Annotated in this window: 8 protein-coding genes and 1 pseudogene; 7 read left to right on the forward strand and 2 right to left on the reverse strand. The window is 65.3% G+C overall.

The annotated features are described in order from the left end of the window. Positions 1-5: 5 nt before the first annotated feature. Positions 6-1,259, reverse strand: coding sequence for a PQQ-binding-like beta-propeller repeat protein (locus tag IPV69_RS02430; protein WP_206293325.1), 1,254 nt, complete (start codon positions 1,257-1,259; stop codon positions 6-8). 282 nt (positions 1,260-1,541) lie between these two features. On the opposite strand from IPV69_RS02430, the gene IPV69_RS02435 reads away from it, so the two are divergent. From IPV69_RS02435 to IPV69_RS02465, 7 genes and pseudogenes are all read left to right on the forward strand, one after another. Then, positions 1,542-2,396, forward strand: coding sequence for an SHOCT domain-containing protein (locus IPV69_RS02435; RefSeq protein ID WP_206293326.1), 855 nt, complete (start codon positions 1,542-1,544; stop codon positions 2,394-2,396). A 184-nt stretch (positions 2,397-2,580) separates the two neighbouring features. Continuing rightward, positions 2,581-3,192, forward strand: coding sequence for a hypothetical protein (locus tag IPV69_RS02440; RefSeq protein WP_206293327.1), 612 nt, complete (start codon positions 2,581-2,583; stop codon positions 3,190-3,192). A 72-nt stretch (positions 3,193-3,264) separates the two neighbouring features. Beyond that, positions 3,265-4,563: a hypothetical protein gene (locus tag IPV69_RS02445; protein ID WP_206293328.1), complete on the forward strand. Its 1,299-nt coding sequence runs from the start codon at positions 3,265-3,267 to the stop codon at positions 4,561-4,563. Positions 4,564-4,654: 91 nt separating this feature from the next. Continuing rightward, entirely contained in the window at positions 4,655-5,734 is a 1,080-nt protein-coding gene (locus tag IPV69_RS02450) for a hypothetical protein (RefSeq protein ID WP_206293329.1), read from the forward strand. 3,966 nt (positions 5,735-9,700) lie between these two features. Further along, positions 9,701-9,925 (forward strand): annotated as a pseudogene (gene rplL / locus IPV69_RS02455) (50S ribosomal protein L7/L12); the annotation flags it as partial. Positions 9,926-10,241: 316 nt separating this feature from the next. After that, complete coding sequence (locus IPV69_RS02460) at positions 10,242-12,119, forward strand: D-glycero-alpha-D-manno-heptose-1,7-bisphosphate 7-phosphatase (RefSeq protein WP_206293330.1); 1,878 nt, start codon at positions 10,242-10,244, stop codon at positions 12,117-12,119. 277 nt (positions 12,120-12,396) lie between these two features. Beyond that, positions 12,397-13,095 (forward strand): HNH endonuclease, encoded by a 699-nt coding sequence (locus tag IPV69_RS02465; RefSeq protein ID WP_206293331.1) that lies wholly within the window; start codon positions 12,397-12,399, stop codon positions 13,093-13,095. Between the two features lie 343 nt (positions 13,096-13,438). Here the strand turns inward: IPV69_RS02465 and IPV69_RS02470 are convergent, their stop codons facing one another. Beyond that, positions 13,439-16,747 carry a beta strand repeat-containing protein gene (locus IPV69_RS02470; protein WP_206293332.1) on the reverse strand — a complete coding sequence of 1,103 codons (3,309 nt, stop codon included), beginning with the start codon at positions 16,745-16,747 and terminating at the stop codon, positions 13,439-13,441. Positions 16,748-17,228: the final 481 nt, after the last annotated feature.

Below are 17,228 nucleotides of genomic sequence, written 5' to 3' on the forward strand. Positions count from 1 at the left end.
CATCCTCACTTCCCCGCAATGTCATAGCACAACAACGACGCCCCATCGCGTATCAGCAGCTTTCCTTCCACGATCACCGGATGCGCATACGCTTTGTCCTTCGCCTCCCGCGCCGGGATGTTCGGCGGGGTGAAGCGGCCGTGCTCGCGGTAGGCCTCGGGCGACGCCTCGACCAGCGCGACCGTGCCGGTTTCGCTGTGCAGATAGAGCCGGTCGCCAGCGGCGCTGAGCGCGGACGGGCCGATGGAGCGGTCGCTCCATTTGATTGCACCGGTCTTGAACTCGGCGCACGTCAGGCCGGCCTGACTGGAGCCGTAGAGATACTCGCCGATGCGAACCACGCCGCCGTTCGACATCGGCAGCTTCTTGTCGACGTAAACCATCGCGGCCGACCACTTGCCGCCATTGACAGAGATCTTCGCCAGGCCCGCCGTGCCCAGCCCGCCGCCGGTGTAGACGTGACCTTCGTGCACGATCGGCGTGGTCATGTTGGCCCGGCCGACGGTGTCGGCGAAGGTCCAGAGCAGTGTGCCCGTCGCCGCGTCCAGGCCGATCACGCCCTTGCCGATGAACTGCACGATCTGCCGGCTGCCGGCGATCTCGGCGACGACGGGGGACGAGTAGCCGGCTTCGTCGGCGTTCGGGGAGGCGAACTTCCAGATCGTGTTGCCGGTGAGTTTGTCGAGCGCGACGACCGTTGCCTGCCCGCCGCCGGGCGTGACGATGACCTTATTGCCGTCGACGAGCGGCGATTCGGAGTAGGCCCACTCGCCGGGCTTGCCGCCGAAGTCGTTGCGGAAGGACTTCTTCCACTTCAGCTTTCCGGTCGCGGTCTCGAGGCAGACCAGGTCGCCGTCCGAGCCGATCGCGTAGAGAAGATCGCCGTCGATCGCCGGCGTGCACCGCGCGGCGGGGTAGCTCGGCCGCTGGTTCGGATTGCCGACACGGCCGACCTTCTCGCTCGACCAGACCAGCTTGCCGTCGGTCAGCGTGTAGCAGCGAACGAATTCGGCGTCGAGCCCTTCGTTGCTCATCAGGTAGACGCGCCCACCGGCGACGGCGGGCGTGGAGTAACCCGCGCCGATGCCATCGGTCCGCCAGACCTGCTTCGGCCCGTCGGCCGGCCAGGCCTTGAGCAGCCCGGCCTCGGCGGAGATGCCGTCACGGTTCGGTCCACGCCACTGAGGCCAGTCGGCGGCGAGTGCCGCAGGTGCCAGCAAGGCGGAGATAACGACGGCGAAGAATCGGCGATAGTGCATGGCGGGTCTCCTGAATCGGGATGTCAATGAGCTTGCGACGGCCGGTGCGGGATGTCAACGCAAGCAGTATGTCAACGCAATCAGTGACAAGGCGATTGCAGACGGGCGGTTGGCCGAGGCCCACGAAGTAACCCGAAGTAACCCCTGTTCCAAAGATGTAAGCTGGTCCGGCCGATCGGACTGGACTACCATCCCTCCTCGAACCGGTTGTATCCCTGACTTCCCAGGATGTAGGCCCGGCGAACGGCGGATCGCCGCGATTTAGTAACAGGAGTCTCGCTCGTGCAACGTCTTACCGATCAGGGTTGGCAGAAGATCATCGACCTCTCGCAGCGTTACGGCGTCAGCACCGATGCCGTCATGAGCATGCTCCAGTCCGTCGTCAACGGGAACGGGACCATGGCCCAGTTCTACATCGCCGAACTGGGCGGCGGGGGGCAGTGGATGCAGGGTGGCATAACGATGGTCGGCGACATGTTCAACTACGGACTGAAGTCCAAGGTGGACGGTCTTTGTAACGAACTGTCGCAGTTGCTCGCCCAGCAGCCGTTCGTGCCGCCACCGCCGCCGCAGTGGCAGAACCAGCCTTCGGGCGGCTATGCGTCGGCGGGTGGTCAGGTCAGTCTCTTTGCGCCCAACGGGTCCGGCAACTGGTGGCCCGCCGAGTTCGGCAGTCCCAACGGCAGCGGCGGGCAGAACAACATCCGCTATGCCTATTTCTCAAACGCCCGCCGACTGGCGATTGAGATCAACGGGAACGTGACGATCTACGACACGCTCGATCATCAGATCGGCGGGGTATCGCAGCAGCAGGGGGCCGGCACGACGATCACCCTCAGCAGCCAGTACGGCACGATCGACGTCGCAAGCCTGCCGGTGGTCGCCATCAACGGCGCTCCGCCGCAATCGGTCCAGAACTTTTCATCGCAGAACGTCGCCTCGCCGTACAACACGTCATCGAACAGCGCAACTCCATATGTGCCGTCAGTGCAGTCGCCAAACCCGCCCGCGGGCGGGAGCGCGCAGGAAGCGGACATCTTCGCCAAGATCGAGCGGCTCGCGGATTTGCAACAAAAGGGGATTGTTTCGCCTGAAGAGTTCGCGGCGAAGAAGGCTGAACTCCTGGCACGTCTTTGAGCAACAGCGCCTCGTCGCCGAGTCAGTCAACTTGGTTATTCACATCTCTGCTTAACGTTAATAGTTTTTGCTTGTCTGCCGACGGTAGTATCAGTAGCGTCTCAACCCGCTGGGTGCGACGCAGGGTTTCGGGCTGTTTGCTTAAAGCGGCCGCGCCGCAGTTTTCACACTTTTGAGGCTTCCCATGAATCGCTCCGGGCTGTTCGTCGTGGCTTTGATGCTTCTGGTCATCGGTGCCCTGTCGATGAAGGTGGTCAGCCAGGATGCCGCACCGGCAACCCCGGCTGCCGGGCCGGCGACCTTGCCGGCGGACGCGATCAGCGCGCTCACGCCGCTCCGCGGGATTGACGTCGCCGTGCGCAATACCGGCGAAGCCAACTTCACCGAGAAGACCAAGCGCGTTCCGGTCGAAGCGTTCCGCGACGAAGACTTCGGCACGCTGACCTACATCTCCGGCAACGGCTCGATCGCGGCGCTTCCGCAGCCGGCCAACTTCGAACTGCGGCAGTTGCCGTTCGACCGCTTCTACGAAACCGTGCGTTTCAGCCCGATCGCCGGCGTCGCCTGGCGGTTGAACCTGCGGACCGCAAAGTGGCAGCTGATTGAAGAAGCCGGCCCGCTGCTGCCGGGCACCTACGACATCGACATGTTCCACGTATCGGACAGCACGATGGTCGTGATGCGGATCGACAAGCTCACCGGCCGCACCTGGACGATGGTGTCCGCCGAGGGCAAGCCCGACAAGTGGAACGAGATCGCCGAGCCCGACGCCCCCAAGGCCGACGCCGCCAAGTAAGCGCCTGTGTCCAGGGATGCCGCTTCAGCGGGCATGCGCCCGTTGAACGACTCGTTTACCCGAGGTCCGGCCATGAATACGTCATCAGTTCGGCGACGCCGTTGGATCGCCGTGATTGTCGCGGGCGCGATGATCGCGCTGCTCGCATGTCCGCCGCCGGTGGAGGCGGGGCTCAAGCAGAAGATCAAGTCGGCGTGGAACAAGCTTCGCAAACCGCCGACGCCGAAGCCGGCGGGCAACCAGGCGCTGCGAACTGGCGCAGCACCGTCGCGAGCCCCGGCGGCGATGTCGCCGGGGATGATGAACCGCGCTGCGGCGACGCCGATCGGCAGTCCTGCACTCGCGCCGTCGCGCGTGCCGCCGCCGACCGGTCGGCCGATGGGCGTGGCGAACGCCGCGGCTCAGGCCCCGGCGCCGTCGGCGTCGGCACAGACGCAATGGAATCAACCGATCCGACCCCAACCGGTCGCGGCAGTCACGCCGGCCGGCAATCGCACGGAGATGCCCGGCAGTCCGCGGCGGGCGATGGCGGACCTGAAGACGGCGGCCAAGCCGGATGTGTACGGCCGGGCGTCCCCTGGTTCGGCGGTGCTCCCGCCTCCACCGTCTGGGCCACCCGGTCCGGTGGCGGGCCCGGCACCGGCGGTGACACTTCCACCTCCACCACCGCCCATGGCCTCAGCGGGGAGTGCCGCTTCGTCGGTGCGCACGCCGGTGATCTATGAGCGTATGCCGCCTCGACCGCAGGTGATGTTTCCGATCCCCGGACCGCCGGGGAGCACACCGCCGCCTGCCGTGACACCGCCGCCCGGTCCGCGTGCACCGGGTCCACCGGTCGGCCCGCAGCCGGTGATTTACAGCAAGCTTCCGAGCGGCGGCCCGGTGGCCGCCGGTGGCGCGGCGGGCGCGATTTCGGCTTCCCGCACCGCGAAACTGGGCACGACACCGGTCTCGCAGATGCCGCCGGTAACGAAGCTGGTGCCGCGCGAGGCGCTGGTGAACTCGCCGGGCGTGGGCAAGTGGACGACGAAGGATGTGCCACCGGGCGCAGCGCCGCAGAACGTCATCGGGGCGCGGCCGTTCATTCGTGGTGCAAGTCCGGACGCGATCGAGGCGAACATGAGGCAGGCGACGGCTAACGCGAAGCAGGCGATGGATGCCGCCGCTCGAACCGCGCCGCCGCCGACGCCCGTTGGCCAAATGCAGCCAGGCCTTCAGAAGGCCGTCGGCAGCACTTGGCAGGCGAGCCAGGGGCTCTACGGTCTCCGTATGCCGTCACTGACGGGTAACGTCAGCCCCGTCACAGCGAGCCGGTTCAACGCCGAGTATCAGGCGATCCTGAAGCGGACGCAGGTGACGGTGGAGAAGTGATAGCGGCGGGCACGCTCCGGGTGCCATGCGCGACCTGTTGCACCCGAGTCATGCTCGCCTGTGGGCCTTCGCGACGTGATAGGAGTCCACCATGAAGTCCGGTCATCGCAGTTTCGGGTTGCTGACGGTCGTCGCGATCGCGCTGGCGATGGCAGTCCCGTCGACGCCCGCCGAGGCGGGCCTGAAGGAGAAGTTCAAGTCGGCGTGGAACAAGTTGCGGCGATCGCCAAGCCCGAAACCCGCCGGCAATCAGGCGCTCAAGACCAGCGCCAGCGCGGCGAAGTTGCCGGCGTCGATCAGTCCTTCGGCGCGGGGTATTCGTCCGCAGCGGGCCGGGTCGGAAGGGACGATTCGGCCGACCGCCCCGACCGGTCGGCCGACGGGCGTGGTCAACGGTTCGGCCGGTCCCGCGCCGGCGGCACCAACCCAGTGGGAGCGGCCGATGCCGCTGCCCACCTTGCGCCGTACGGCCAGCATCGGCGGCGGCACCGTCGATCTACCGACGGTGAACCTGTCGGCGTCGACGCAGGAGATCAAGGCGATCATCGGCGGCGGTGTGGCCGGTCGCCGGGCGAGCGTCGGGGGCAATGGGGAATACATGATCATCGGGAATCTGCGACCCCCGTCGGAAGGCTCGATCGCGCCCGGAAATATCTACGACCGCCCTGGATCCGTGCTGCACGCCGGCGGCGGGACGTACGGCCGGGTCAGCGAGTCGATCCTGCTGCCGGTGACGTACGGCAAGGCGCCGCCGAGCGCGTCGCCGTACGGCATTGCGCCGCCGAGCGTTTCACCCTACGGTAAGGGGCCGCCGACTGAAACCTATGTGCGCGTTGCGCCGCCCGTAGGTGACGGCAATTCCAGCGCCGGCACGGTCTACGGGCAACTGAAGACCGACCGCATCTACGACAAGGTTCCGCCGCTGACCGGGCGGGGGACGATCTACGGCCGGCTGACGCCAGACGACGCACTGGCCAAGTCCGCGGGCACTGCCGGTGCCGGCAATGCCACGGGCAATGCCAACCGCCGGCTGACGGTCTACGGCAAGCTGACGCCCGACAATGAAGTCCGGCCGAAGCTGACACGCTCGACAGCGGTCAGGTCGCTCAATCAGGCGTCGTCATCGTCAGCATCGAGCAGCGGGGCGACTGGTGCCCCCAAGTCGCCGTGACGATCGAGCGTACGTGACACGGGTTTCCAACCCGTGCGAACGACCATTGAACGTCGAAGAATCCTGATCCTCAACTCAATAGAAAATAAGAGTCAAAGCATTGAGGATTGACGAACTGCGACCCCGACATCACCCGCGCGGGTTGGAAACCCGTGTCAGGGACGGTGTCACGGCCGTGGTGAAACCGAACCGCAGTCCGCTTCCGCCCGCCCTACGAGACGTCCCATGAAATCCATCTCTCTGATCGCAGTGTTCTTCCTGCTCTGCTCGGCCGGGCTGCTCCGGGCCGACTCCACCTACATGCATGAGGTTGTCCTGGGCAGAACGGTGGTATTGCCCACCCATGGCCTGGTCGACCTCTCGGCCGAGGGTGCCGTCGAGTTCTGGTATCGCCACCAGGGCGAACACTCGGCGATGAAGACTTTCGCTCAGGACAAGTTCGTCGATGACGCCTACTCCATCGTCATGACGCTGGGTGTTGGCGCCGACTTCAAGGCGGCAATCGTCGTCGGGCCGGGCGTCGACGGGACGGCAAGCATCGGCGTGCTTAATGACGTTTCGGTTCTGGGCAACAACGAGAAGACCCGCAAGCAGATCGCCAAGCTCTCCAAGGCCGACGACTTCGGCAAGCGCGACCCCATCGAGTTCGTCAAAGGCTCGACCTACCACATCCTTCTCGCGAAACGCCCCGGCCGCGACGACATCCGCATCTTCGTCAACGGGCAGTTGCAGGGAACCATTCCCGCGACGTTCGGCAAGGCCGCAACGACCGTTTCGCTCGGCTGGGACCCGAAAGCGTACGCCCCGGCGACCAAACCTGCCGACGGCGACCCGGCCGAGCCCGTGGTCTATCCGTTCAACGGATTCATCGGTGGACTGCGGTTCTGGGACTTCGGCGACTTTGAGGAAAACGACGCCGCCCGCCTGTCCAACTTCGGCCGGCTCATCGACCTGGCCGACCTCACCATGCTCCCCGAGTACGGCCACCTGATCGCGTACGGCGACTTTGTCGGGCGGCGCTGGAACGCGTCGCGCATGGTTATGACAACTGGTGCCGATCCGGTCCTTCGATTCGCCGATCCGCTCGCCGGTGCCTGGATCACCGAAGGTGCCGCGACTCATCAGACCCAGACCGACACCAGCGTGTTCGACGACTATCCGGTGTTCACTTTCCTGCCGGCGACCGCGACGCTTCCGCAGAAGATCGCCGACCGAACGTACAACGTCTTCGAGGACGGCAACTTCCTCGGCACGATCTCTCCCGTCGCCGATAACGACCGCGAGTTGTGGAAGCTCAAATGTCACCACTGGAGCAACAGCGATGGTGTGGTCGCCGAGCACGTCACCGTCGGCAGGGAGCGGTTTCTAAGGTGGTCGGTGAGCGATATGAAGCGAGAAAGCAAGTTCGCAGGCATCGCGTCTGGCGAAGTGCGGATGAAGCGCAAGAGCATCGTCGACTTTCGCATCGCCAGCCCATCGGCCCAACGCATGACCCCCGCCGAGACGGCCAAGCTCAAGGCACAGAACGACTCACTTCAGCTTGTTTTCCTCTACACAGCGTACCCAAAACTCTACGACCGGATCTATCGGAGCTACAACATCGTCAAGATGCATCCCTGGCAGCTTCTGGTGACCGGCACAGCAACGACGACGCCTGTGATCCGCGTTCCTGAAGCCGAACAGATGTTCAAGCTCAACCTCAGCGAACAGATGATCTTGCCATACGACCTGGAGGTGATGGCGGACAACCTGGCTCTGGACTCTTCGTCAACCAAGCTGGTGAGCAACGCCAGTGAATACAACGCCACGAGGACCAGCCGCATCGGCGCCGGCGTCAGTGGATCGGTCACGGTCGGCACCGGCGGGATGATCCCGGTTACCGCGCAGGGAACGGTAAACCTGAACATCGTCGTGCAGTACGAATCCATCAAGGACATGGCCAGCAGTTCCAGCGACGGCACGGAAAAGCTGCTGCGAACCAAGTGGGAAAAGAAGCACACAATGCTCCATCGCAAGGAGGCGATGCGCATCAGCGACGAATACGCCATGGCGTTGCGCACGCTGCACGGCCAACTCTCGGCGGCACCTCCGCAGGCCCGTCCGCAACTGGTCTACAACTTCTTTGACACCTGGGGTACGCATTACCCGCTCGCGATGGTGTTTGGAAACATCGAGTTGACGGAGATGACCGTCACCGACCGCGTGAGGACTGAAAGCACCAGTGGCCAGTCGTCATTGGAGGTGTCGGTCAACGAAGGCAAGAGCGGCAACACGGAGGTGACCAAGGAGGTCAAGACCGCCACATCGCGCGACGGTACGACGATCGTGCGTTCGATGGGCGATCCGCAGTCGCCGATGCCCATCGCGCTGGACCTTCGCCCGCTGACCGACCTGATGACCCCACAGCAGTTCCCCGAAGAGCCGCACATCTATACCGAGCTGCGTGCGGTGCTCGCGACGGCGCTGCCGCATTACCGCAACGAGGTCATTGCCTCGGCGGTGCAGGAACTGAAGGGCCCGGAGGCCGAGAACGCCAAGAGGGTGGTCACAGAGCTGCAAACCCCGCCACCACCACCCCCACCGGCCGAGATCCTCGCCGTCCGGTACAAGGGGATCAGCATGGACGACTGGAAGCTGAAGGCCGGCACCACCACCGTGACCATGCCCACGCCGCCCCAGGGCATCGACCTGAAGCTCGACGGCACGATCCAGTTCTGGCCCTACCTGACCGGAAGCAACGACGCACCGCTTCCCGAGCATCTGCACGCGGCCGGGTTGCCGTTCCTCGTGGCCAACCCGCCGGTCGACATTTTCGCAAAGACCGCACCCGCCGAGCAGGTCCGCCGGATCAAGATGGGCACCAGCCAGGGCATTCAGCCGTTCGGCGATCCGAAGAACACTCAGATGCTCATCCGGGTGCCCGGAGCGCTCCGCGACAATGCGTTCGTCCACGTCGCTGGCTGGTTTCAGACCGTCGGGTCGGATCAGAAAGCCAAGGGAAAATCGCTGAGCATCGACGAAATGCTGATCCGCGAGATGGGCCGAGCCGAGTTCCCCGTCGGCAAGGCCCCGCTCGTCTTCCCGTTTGACATGCTCGTGGCCGACGCCCCGACGATCGCCGGCAGCGTGCTCTGGGCGAGCGAAAAGCCCGTCCAGCTGCCGCTCCGCAAGGACATCATGTTCAACGAACACATGACTATGAAGAAGGGGAACAAGACGCTCCTCAAGGATCGCAAGGACGAAGCCGGTGAGAAATACGTTTTCCAATACCCCAGCAACATCGGCGGCTGGCGCCAGGGACGAGCCCCGGTGGTGATGGACTTCAGCGGCAACGGCACGATGACCTCCACGCTCTGGATTCACTACGAGTACGCGCTGCTGAAAGACTTCCGCGACGCCGTCGTACAGAATAAGAACGTTCTGCCGAAAGACGCCTGGGGTAGCTTCTCGCCGGGTGCCAAGACGCCGGAAGTGAACCTGTTTGCCAATCGCACCGGCGTGCGGCCGTCCGCCGCGCCCAACGCGCCGCTGCCGCCGGCACTGCTGGATCAGTTGAAGATCCCGCCGACGTTGCAGTTGACGAGCCACTCCTTGGGCGCCCCGGGGTCGACGCTGATATCGCGCGGTTTCGGAGTGGTTGAGTTTATCCCTCAGCCCGCACAGCCCTGCTGGACCTTCATCGAGCGCACGCAAGGCGAGTGGATGATCATCAATACGCTCGACGCCCGCGCGCTGACGGTCGCGCCCGACGGCAGTGTCGTCTCCACCACGCCGCGCGACGGCGACACCGGCCAGCTCTGGATTCCCACGGCGGTCAAGGACGGCTTCGAGTTTCGCAACAAGAAGACCGGCGGGCTGCTTGCCCGCGCAACCGATGCAAAGAACACACGCGCGATGACGGTCCCCGCCGCGCAGCCGAACCTCAGCACGGTCTTCTCGCTCAGCCCCAGGCTCGACCTGACGAAGGAAGAGGGGAAGACTTTCGACGTCGTCCTTAAGTCGGTCGGCGATAACAAGATCCCGGTCATCAAGGTCGTTCGCGAAGCGACCGGCCTGGGCCTTAAGGATGCCAAGGACTTAGTGGAAGGCGCTCCCAAGGTCGTCAAGGAAGCCCTCCCCAAGGCCGACGCCGAAGCCCTCAAGAAGAAGCTTGAAGAGCAGGGCGGCATCGTCGAGCTCAAGCTCAAGTAGGCGTAGATCGTTCGCCGCCACTACGATCCGAAGACCCGGCCGAAATCGGCCGGGTCTTTGCGATTCCAGACAGCCCGGCCGCCTTGGCGTCGCGACTCGGTAGACTACGTTCGATAGCAGCGAGCCGCCGCATGCCAACTGTTTTCCATCCCCCCTCACGTCCGAAAGCCCTGTCGCGGCAGCCTCGCCGTGTTGAACCTCACGCCCGCCTGCGGATAATGCGTTGCTTGTCCGAAAGTCGTACTGGCCGCGGACGTGGTTCGCGGCGGCGTGGGAGGGAAACCGCGCCGGAATAAGCCTTTTCGAAAGGGCATGGATGAACCGGCCGGCCGTCTTCTTTGATCGAGACAACACGCTGATCGCCTGCGACGGCTATCTCGGCGACCCGGACAAGGTCGTCCTGGTGGACGGTGCGGCCGATGCGGTCGCCCGCGTACGCGAGCTCGGTTTCGCCGCGGTCGTGTTTTCCAACCAGTCCGGCGTCGCCCGGGGCATGTTCCCCGAAGAGGCGGTCCACGCGGTCAACCACCGCCTCGACGACCTCCTGCACGAGGAAAACCCCCGGGCAACCATCGACCGCCACGACTTCTGCCCCTACCACCCGACGGCGAAGGTCGATCGGTATCGCGTGGACAGCGAACTGCGCAAGCCCAAGCCGGGCATGATTTACCAGGCGGCCGCGGTGCTGAACCTGGACCTGCCGCGGAGCTGGGTGATCGGCGATGCCCCGCGCGATATCGCCGCCGGGCAGACCGCCGGCCTGCGGACGGTGCTGCTGAAGATCGCGTCGCTGCCGCCGTCGCCGGCGACCAATGAAGGGTCGGAGGCGTCGCCGGACTTTGTCGCCGGGTCATTGAAGGAAGCCGTCGACTTCATCGCCCGCAACCTCGGTCAGCCAGCCGCGTCGCAACCATCGGCCACGGCGGGGACTGCGGCGAATGCGACGACCGCCGCAGCTGCCGGCACGGCTTCGGCCGCCGCCCGCGCCGGCGTACCGTCGCCAACGACCCTCGCCGCCGGTTCGACCGCCGGCGACGCCTGGACCTCGTCGGGGTCCGGCGGATCATCCGCGGCCGCTGCCCGGGTCACTTCGTCCCCGGCGGCCGCCACCACTTCGTCAACCACACCCACGGCCGCCCGGTCGGCCGACGTTCGAGCAGAGGAACCCGTGAAGCTGACGCCCCGTCCGAAGCCTTCGGAACCGATCAAGCCCGCCGCCGCGAAGCCGGAGCCGTCGAAGCCGGAAGCTGGCAAGCCCGAAACCCCGAAGCAGGGCGGGTTCGTCGTCAAGCCCAGCCAGCCGATGCCGGCCGGCATGAGCTGGGGCGAGCGCATGCGCCTGGCCAAGAGCGGCACCTCGCTGACGTCGGCCGTTTCCGCCGCCCGCCCTGACATCCCGCGGTCCAGCGCGACGGCCAGCCCGCCCGCGCCGGTCACGACGGCTGTTGCGCCCGCCGCGCCCATCGAAGATCCGGTGGTGGACGAGGTCGAACCGCCGGTCGAGCAGGAGCCGTCACGGCCGTCGTACGCCCCGACGCCGGCATACACACCGGCACACACGCCAACCCCGGCACCAACACCAACACCCGATCCAGTCGTCGCCGAGTCCGCCGCCGGCGAATCCGATCCCGAGCCGGTGGCATCAACCCCGGCGATTGCGCCCGAACAGCCGGTCGCTGAAGTGCCCGCCCGGTCCGAGCCCGCAGCGCCGGTCGAACCCCCCGCGAGCGCCGAGCCCGAACCGACCGCCAGGGCAGAACCGGCCCCGACCGAACCGGCCGAGGTAACACCGCAGGCGAGTGCGTCGTCTAACGACAGTGCAGCATTGTCCGCGTCGCCGCCTAAGCGGGGACTCCGCCGGGAAGACTTGATGGAACCCACCGAAACAGGCGACGTTTCCGACCCCACCGCCGACGCCGCCGAGCGCCGCCGCCCGCGCGATGCTGGCGATTCGTCCCGCACCGAGGTGCTGCTGGAACAGATCCTCGCGGAACTGCGCCGCCGCGACGACCTGGTATCGACCGACTTCTCCGCCAGCAAGTTGTTCGCCGGCATCACCCAGGTGCTCGCGCTGGCGGCGCTGTTTTATTCATATTTCAATAAGGACACGAGCGCGTTCCAGTCCACCGTCGTGCTGGCGATCGCGCTGCAGACGCTGACAATCTCCCTGCTGATCATGGGAAAGCAGAAGTAGGGCAGAAGTCAGAAGCCGGAAGTCAGAAGTCGGAAGTCCGAAGAGTTAGCTCTGCCTTTACCTGACTTCCGACTTCTGACTCCTGACTCCGCTGCCACTCTGGTTTTCCGCATATCAGCTGGCTACAATCCTGCGGACGTTCGGGGCGGTGGGTGTTTGACCTTCAGTCAGTCCACCTTGGATCGGCAACGCCTTGCGGTTGCTCGATGAACTAAAACGAGCAGCTCGCGCTGATTCCCGCTTCGGACGTGGCCACCTTCGAGAACGGTCACCAACGATGACGATCGAGCCGGGCCAACTTCATTCGTCGTTCGGCAGCGCCCCAGGCGCCGCCTCTGGTATCTCTCCCGCCCTCAATGCCAACGTGCTGGTGCTCAATCGCTTCTACCAGGCGATTCGGGTCATCAACGTCCGCCGGGCGTTCTCGATGCTCTTCCGCGACCTCGCGGAGGTCATCCACATCGAGACCGACACCGCCGGCCAGCACCACTGGCAGAACATGGACTTCACCGAGTGGGCGGAGCTGAGCGAGCTCAAGCGCACGTTCGAACCCGATCAGTTCGATTGGATTCACACCGTGCGCTTCCAGATCGCGGTGCCGCGCATCATTCGGCTGTTGGGGTACGACAAGCTCCCGCGGCAGGACGTCAAGTTCAACCGCCGGAACATCTACGCCCGCGACAGCAACAAGTGCCAGTATTGCGGCAAGAAGTTCGCGACCACCGACCTGTCGCTGGACCACGTAGTCCCGCGCAGCCAGGGCGGCAAGGCGAACTGGGAAAACATCGTCTGCTGCTGCGTGAAGTGCAACGTGAAGAAGGGCGGCCGCACGCCGACGCAGGCCAACATGCACCTGATCACCAAGCCAATCAAGCCCAAGCGCAGCCCGGTGATCAACATCCGCCTGGCTGATGAGCGTTACAAGAGCTGGAAGCAGTTCTTGGATAACGCATACTGGACGGTCGAGCTGAAGTGATCGGTTGGGGGGCGAAGAGAACGCCGCGGCGGCGAAGAGAACTCCGGCGGGTCGAAGAGAACGCGATGGCGCGAAGGCACGAAGCGAGCGAGAAGTTCACTGAATCAGTCAGCCCTCGAGCCCGCGCCTGTTCGCCAATGACTTTTGTGCTAAGAAATCAAAGACGCCAGGAAGCTTTCCTTCCTGGCGTCCTTTGCTTCTCGGCTCAAACCCCATGCAGCGCCGACGTAAAGACGTTTGGCCGATTCTCTTCTCAACTTCGTGGCTTCTTCGTGCCTTCGCGCCTTCGTGTTCTCTTCGGCGTGTTCTCTTCGGGCACGCCCGAGTTCCCCGAGCGCACCCTTCATTTCCTCGACCGACGCCGTGACAGCAGGCCCGCGCCGGCCATCGCGAGCAGGGCAACCCCGGCCGGTTCGGGGACGGGGATGACTTCGCCGGTCGGCAGGATTTGCGCGCCGGCCTCAAAGCCCGTAAACGTGATCTGACTGAGCTGGGTCGAGGTCAGCCCGCCGGCATCGCCGCCGACGAAAAGACGGTCGGTGCCGCCGCCACTAAAGGGCGTGCCGGTCCAGTTGTCGACCGTCAGCGTGCCGGCCCAGGTCAGGGCGTTGCTGGCTGCGAAGCGAAGAATGCTCGTGCCCGTGCCCAGGTCGATCGATGAACTCGACGCGAGGGTCAGCGTCCCGACGAGGTCGCTGAAGCCGCCGGTCGCAAGCGTTCCGCCGCCGAGAGATACGTTGCTCGCATCGGGCAGCCGGTCGTCCGCCGTAATCGCCAGCGTGCCGCCGGTGATCGACGTGATCCCCGTGTAGCTGTGCGCGCCGCTGAGGTTGACGATCCCCGCGCCGCTCTTGGTCACACTGCCGGTCCCGCTGATCGCCCCGGCGTATGTGCCGGCCGCGATGGCGCTTCCGCCGGCCAGAGTGGGGACGGTCTGGTCGAACACCAGGGCTCCGTTGTTGACGATGTTCCCCTGAAGGCTCGTCGTCGTACCGGCGAGGGTGCCGGCCGTGATCGTCGTTCCGCCGGTGTAGGTGTTGGCTCCTGTCAGCACCAGACGTCCGGCGCCGGTGCCGGCCTTGGTCAGGCCGAAGTTGTTCCCGCCGTCCCCGATCACGCCGGAGAAAATCGTCGCCGCGCCCGATGAGGTGGTGATCGTGCGCGTGCCGCCCGTGATCGTCACCGGGCCGGTGAAGGTCAGGCCCCTGTCGCTGGAGGCAGTGCCCGAACTGAGGACCGTTGTGTCGGCCGACAGGGTGACGGCATTGCCTACGGTGATCACGCCAGCGGTACTGGCCCGCATCGCGCTGCCCGCCAGGAACAACGTACCGACGCCGAAGGGCCCGCTGACCAGGTTGGCGGTCGACGCCGAACCGACCGAGCTGATCTGCGGAACGGTCGATCCGCTCAGCAGGTAGGTGGGGCCGCTGTACGTATTCACCGCGCCGCTCGCCGGCACGTAGGTGCCGCTGCCGGCCTTGGTGAAGCCGATAGGCGTCGCGCCGTTGTCGATGATGCTGGAACCGATCAGGAAGTTCGATCCTGTGTTGGTCGTCAGGACCAGGTCCTGGCCGTTGCCCGAGGTCAGGGTGGAACCGCTGAGCGTGATCGGGGTGGTAACCGCCGTCGTTGCCAGGATGCCGCCGGTCGCAATCACGACCGGACCGCTGAGCCCGTTGTTGTAGGTGCCGGCAGTGTTGTATCGAAGGGAGTTGATCGTCCCTGCCGGGAACGACGCCGTCGCCGACGCCGCCAGGACATCGACATCCTTACCGGCCGAGCCGGCCAGGTCGGTCGAATAGTACGACGCACCGGGCAGGCCGCTGATCGCGCCCGGTGTCGCACCCGAGCCGCTGACAGCCCAGGTGGTGCTGCCGAAAAGGGCGTGCCCGCCGAGGATCGTCTGCTGCCCGCCGCTGAAGTTGGCGTTCGCCGTGGTGGTGTTGATGGCGCCGATCGCCGGGAGCGTGAAGCTCACCGTGCTGCCGCCGGTCGGGCGCGACAGCGTGCCCAGGTTCAGGGTCGTGCCGTCGCCGCCATTGGAATTGACCGTCACGGCCGAGATACCGGGACTGAGCGTCACGCCGGCGAGCGTTTGGGAAGAGGTGTTGTTGGTTGCCGTCGCCGTCACGGCCACACCGGAACTGGTGCCCGACAGGTTCGTGTTAATGACGAACGCCGTCGCACTGCTGATGCTGGTGATGTATGCGCCCGCGGGAATGCCTGTCCCGCTGACCGGCTGACCGACGGCGAGCCCGGCCGCGGCGGCCGTCAGGGTGATCAGCCGGGGGTTGGTCGTGCCCCACGAGCCGGTCATGGCCGGCGTCGCCCCGTTGGCACGGCCCCTGAAGCTCAGGGTGCTACCCGCCAGCTCCACGACCGCAGTCGAAGGCAGCACATTGCTGATCGTGGTCGCCGTGGATGTCGCGATCAGGCCTTCGTCCAGTGCCAGTGTGCCGCCGATAGACGTCGTCGTGCCGGTGTAGGTGCTGGCGTTGCCGAGTGTCAGTGTGCCCGTGCCGGTTCGCAGCAGGTTGACGTTCCCGCCGATGGTGCCCGGGTAGCTCGAGGTGCCGGTGACGGTCAGCGTGCTGGCCGAGCCGCCGGAATTGGCGATTGCCAGCGGCACACCGTTGCTGGCCGCTGCCGAGAGGGTTGTCACCTGCTGGTTGAAGCCGCCCAGGTCGAGCGTGGCAAAGCCCTGTTGAGCGCCGTTGCCGAACACCACGCCAGTGCCGGTGGGCAGCGTGTTATTGGCGCCCAGGCGAAGCGTACCGATGACCACCTGCGTATTGCCGCGGTAGGTGTTGGCACCGCTGAAGACTACCGCGCCAGTGGCGGTGTTGGCCAGACGGATGGCCGGCCCGAACGTGCTCGCCCCGGAATCGATCACGCCACTGACGGTGAACGTGCCGGTCGTGCTGCTGGTACCGATGCGTGCGCCGTCCGCGCCAAGGGTGACCGGTCCCGACCAGGTCGCCGTTCCCGACGTCTTGAGCGCACCGAGATTGTCAGTGCCGTTGCCTGAAATCGTCGTGGCCTTGGAGATCGTCAGGCCCGACGCCACCTGAAGCTCGGCCCCGCTGGCCACCGTCACCCGCGACGTATTGCCCAAAGCACCGGCGTTGGTGATTTGCAGAATACCTGCCGACACTGCGGTTACGCCGGAGTAAGAGTTGCTCGCCGACGACAGCGTCAGCGTTCCCGCGCCCGCCTTGACGAAGCCGGCGGTTCCGTCGAGCTGAAGACCGATGTTCGCGACCTTGCCGGTGCCCAGCGCATTGACGGTGATGGTCGGCGTCGCCGCCGACAGCGTGAGGATGTTCGCCGCCGAGCCGTTGTTCTGAAGCAGCCACGACCCGGCCGTCGCGGTGGTGGTGTCGCCGAACTTCAGGTTGCCGATGGTGCGAGGCGTATCAAGATTGACCGTCGTGTCGGCGGTGATGTTCAGCGTGCTGAAGTCCGCGGTGGCACCCGCGCCGTCGGCGATGGCGTTCAGGTTCCAGTTGGCCGGATCATTCCAGAGACCGCTCAAGGTGCTGGTCCAGGTGCCATCCGCTGCCAGCGCCGTCTGCGAAGCGGCACTGAGAATGGCCGCGATCGCAGCAGCCGAATAAATGACCCTGTGACGGTTACGACTACGAAATTGCATGTCCTCGTCTCCACCCACCCAAGTAAACACTCTCGCCAGAAACACTATATAGCGCGAATCGCCCGCCGCCTCAGCCGATAAACTGTCGCGAATTTCAAAAAACATCGTTGGTGGGGCGATGACGACCGGTCTTCATCCCGCGTTGGATACGCCATCTTGCTGTCGACGCAGGATGTCGACATTTGCAGGGATGGCTGGCGCGCGGGGATGGAAGGGCGTCCTCGAGTCGCGCCGACCTGCAGCCTGGGACCGCCGAGCGCTTGCTCGGCTCTTCGAATTGCCGAGCAGGCGCTCGACGGTCCCAGGGCACCAACGGGTGCGCATCACGATCGGTTATTGGGGCATTTCAGCGCGTGGTCGTTCGCCAAGTCGTGAGTCGGCCGCGCACGGCTCCCGCCGTCGGCGGATCGGCTGGTGCGCCGGGAGCCGGCTTGAACCGCCGGGAATGGTCTTGAAACTTTTCGCCACTTACATAACATAT

This window comes from Humisphaera borealis, assembly GCF_015169395.1.
Lineage (GTDB): Bacteria > Planctomycetota > Phycisphaerae > Tepidisphaerales > Tepidisphaeraceae > Humisphaera > Humisphaera borealis.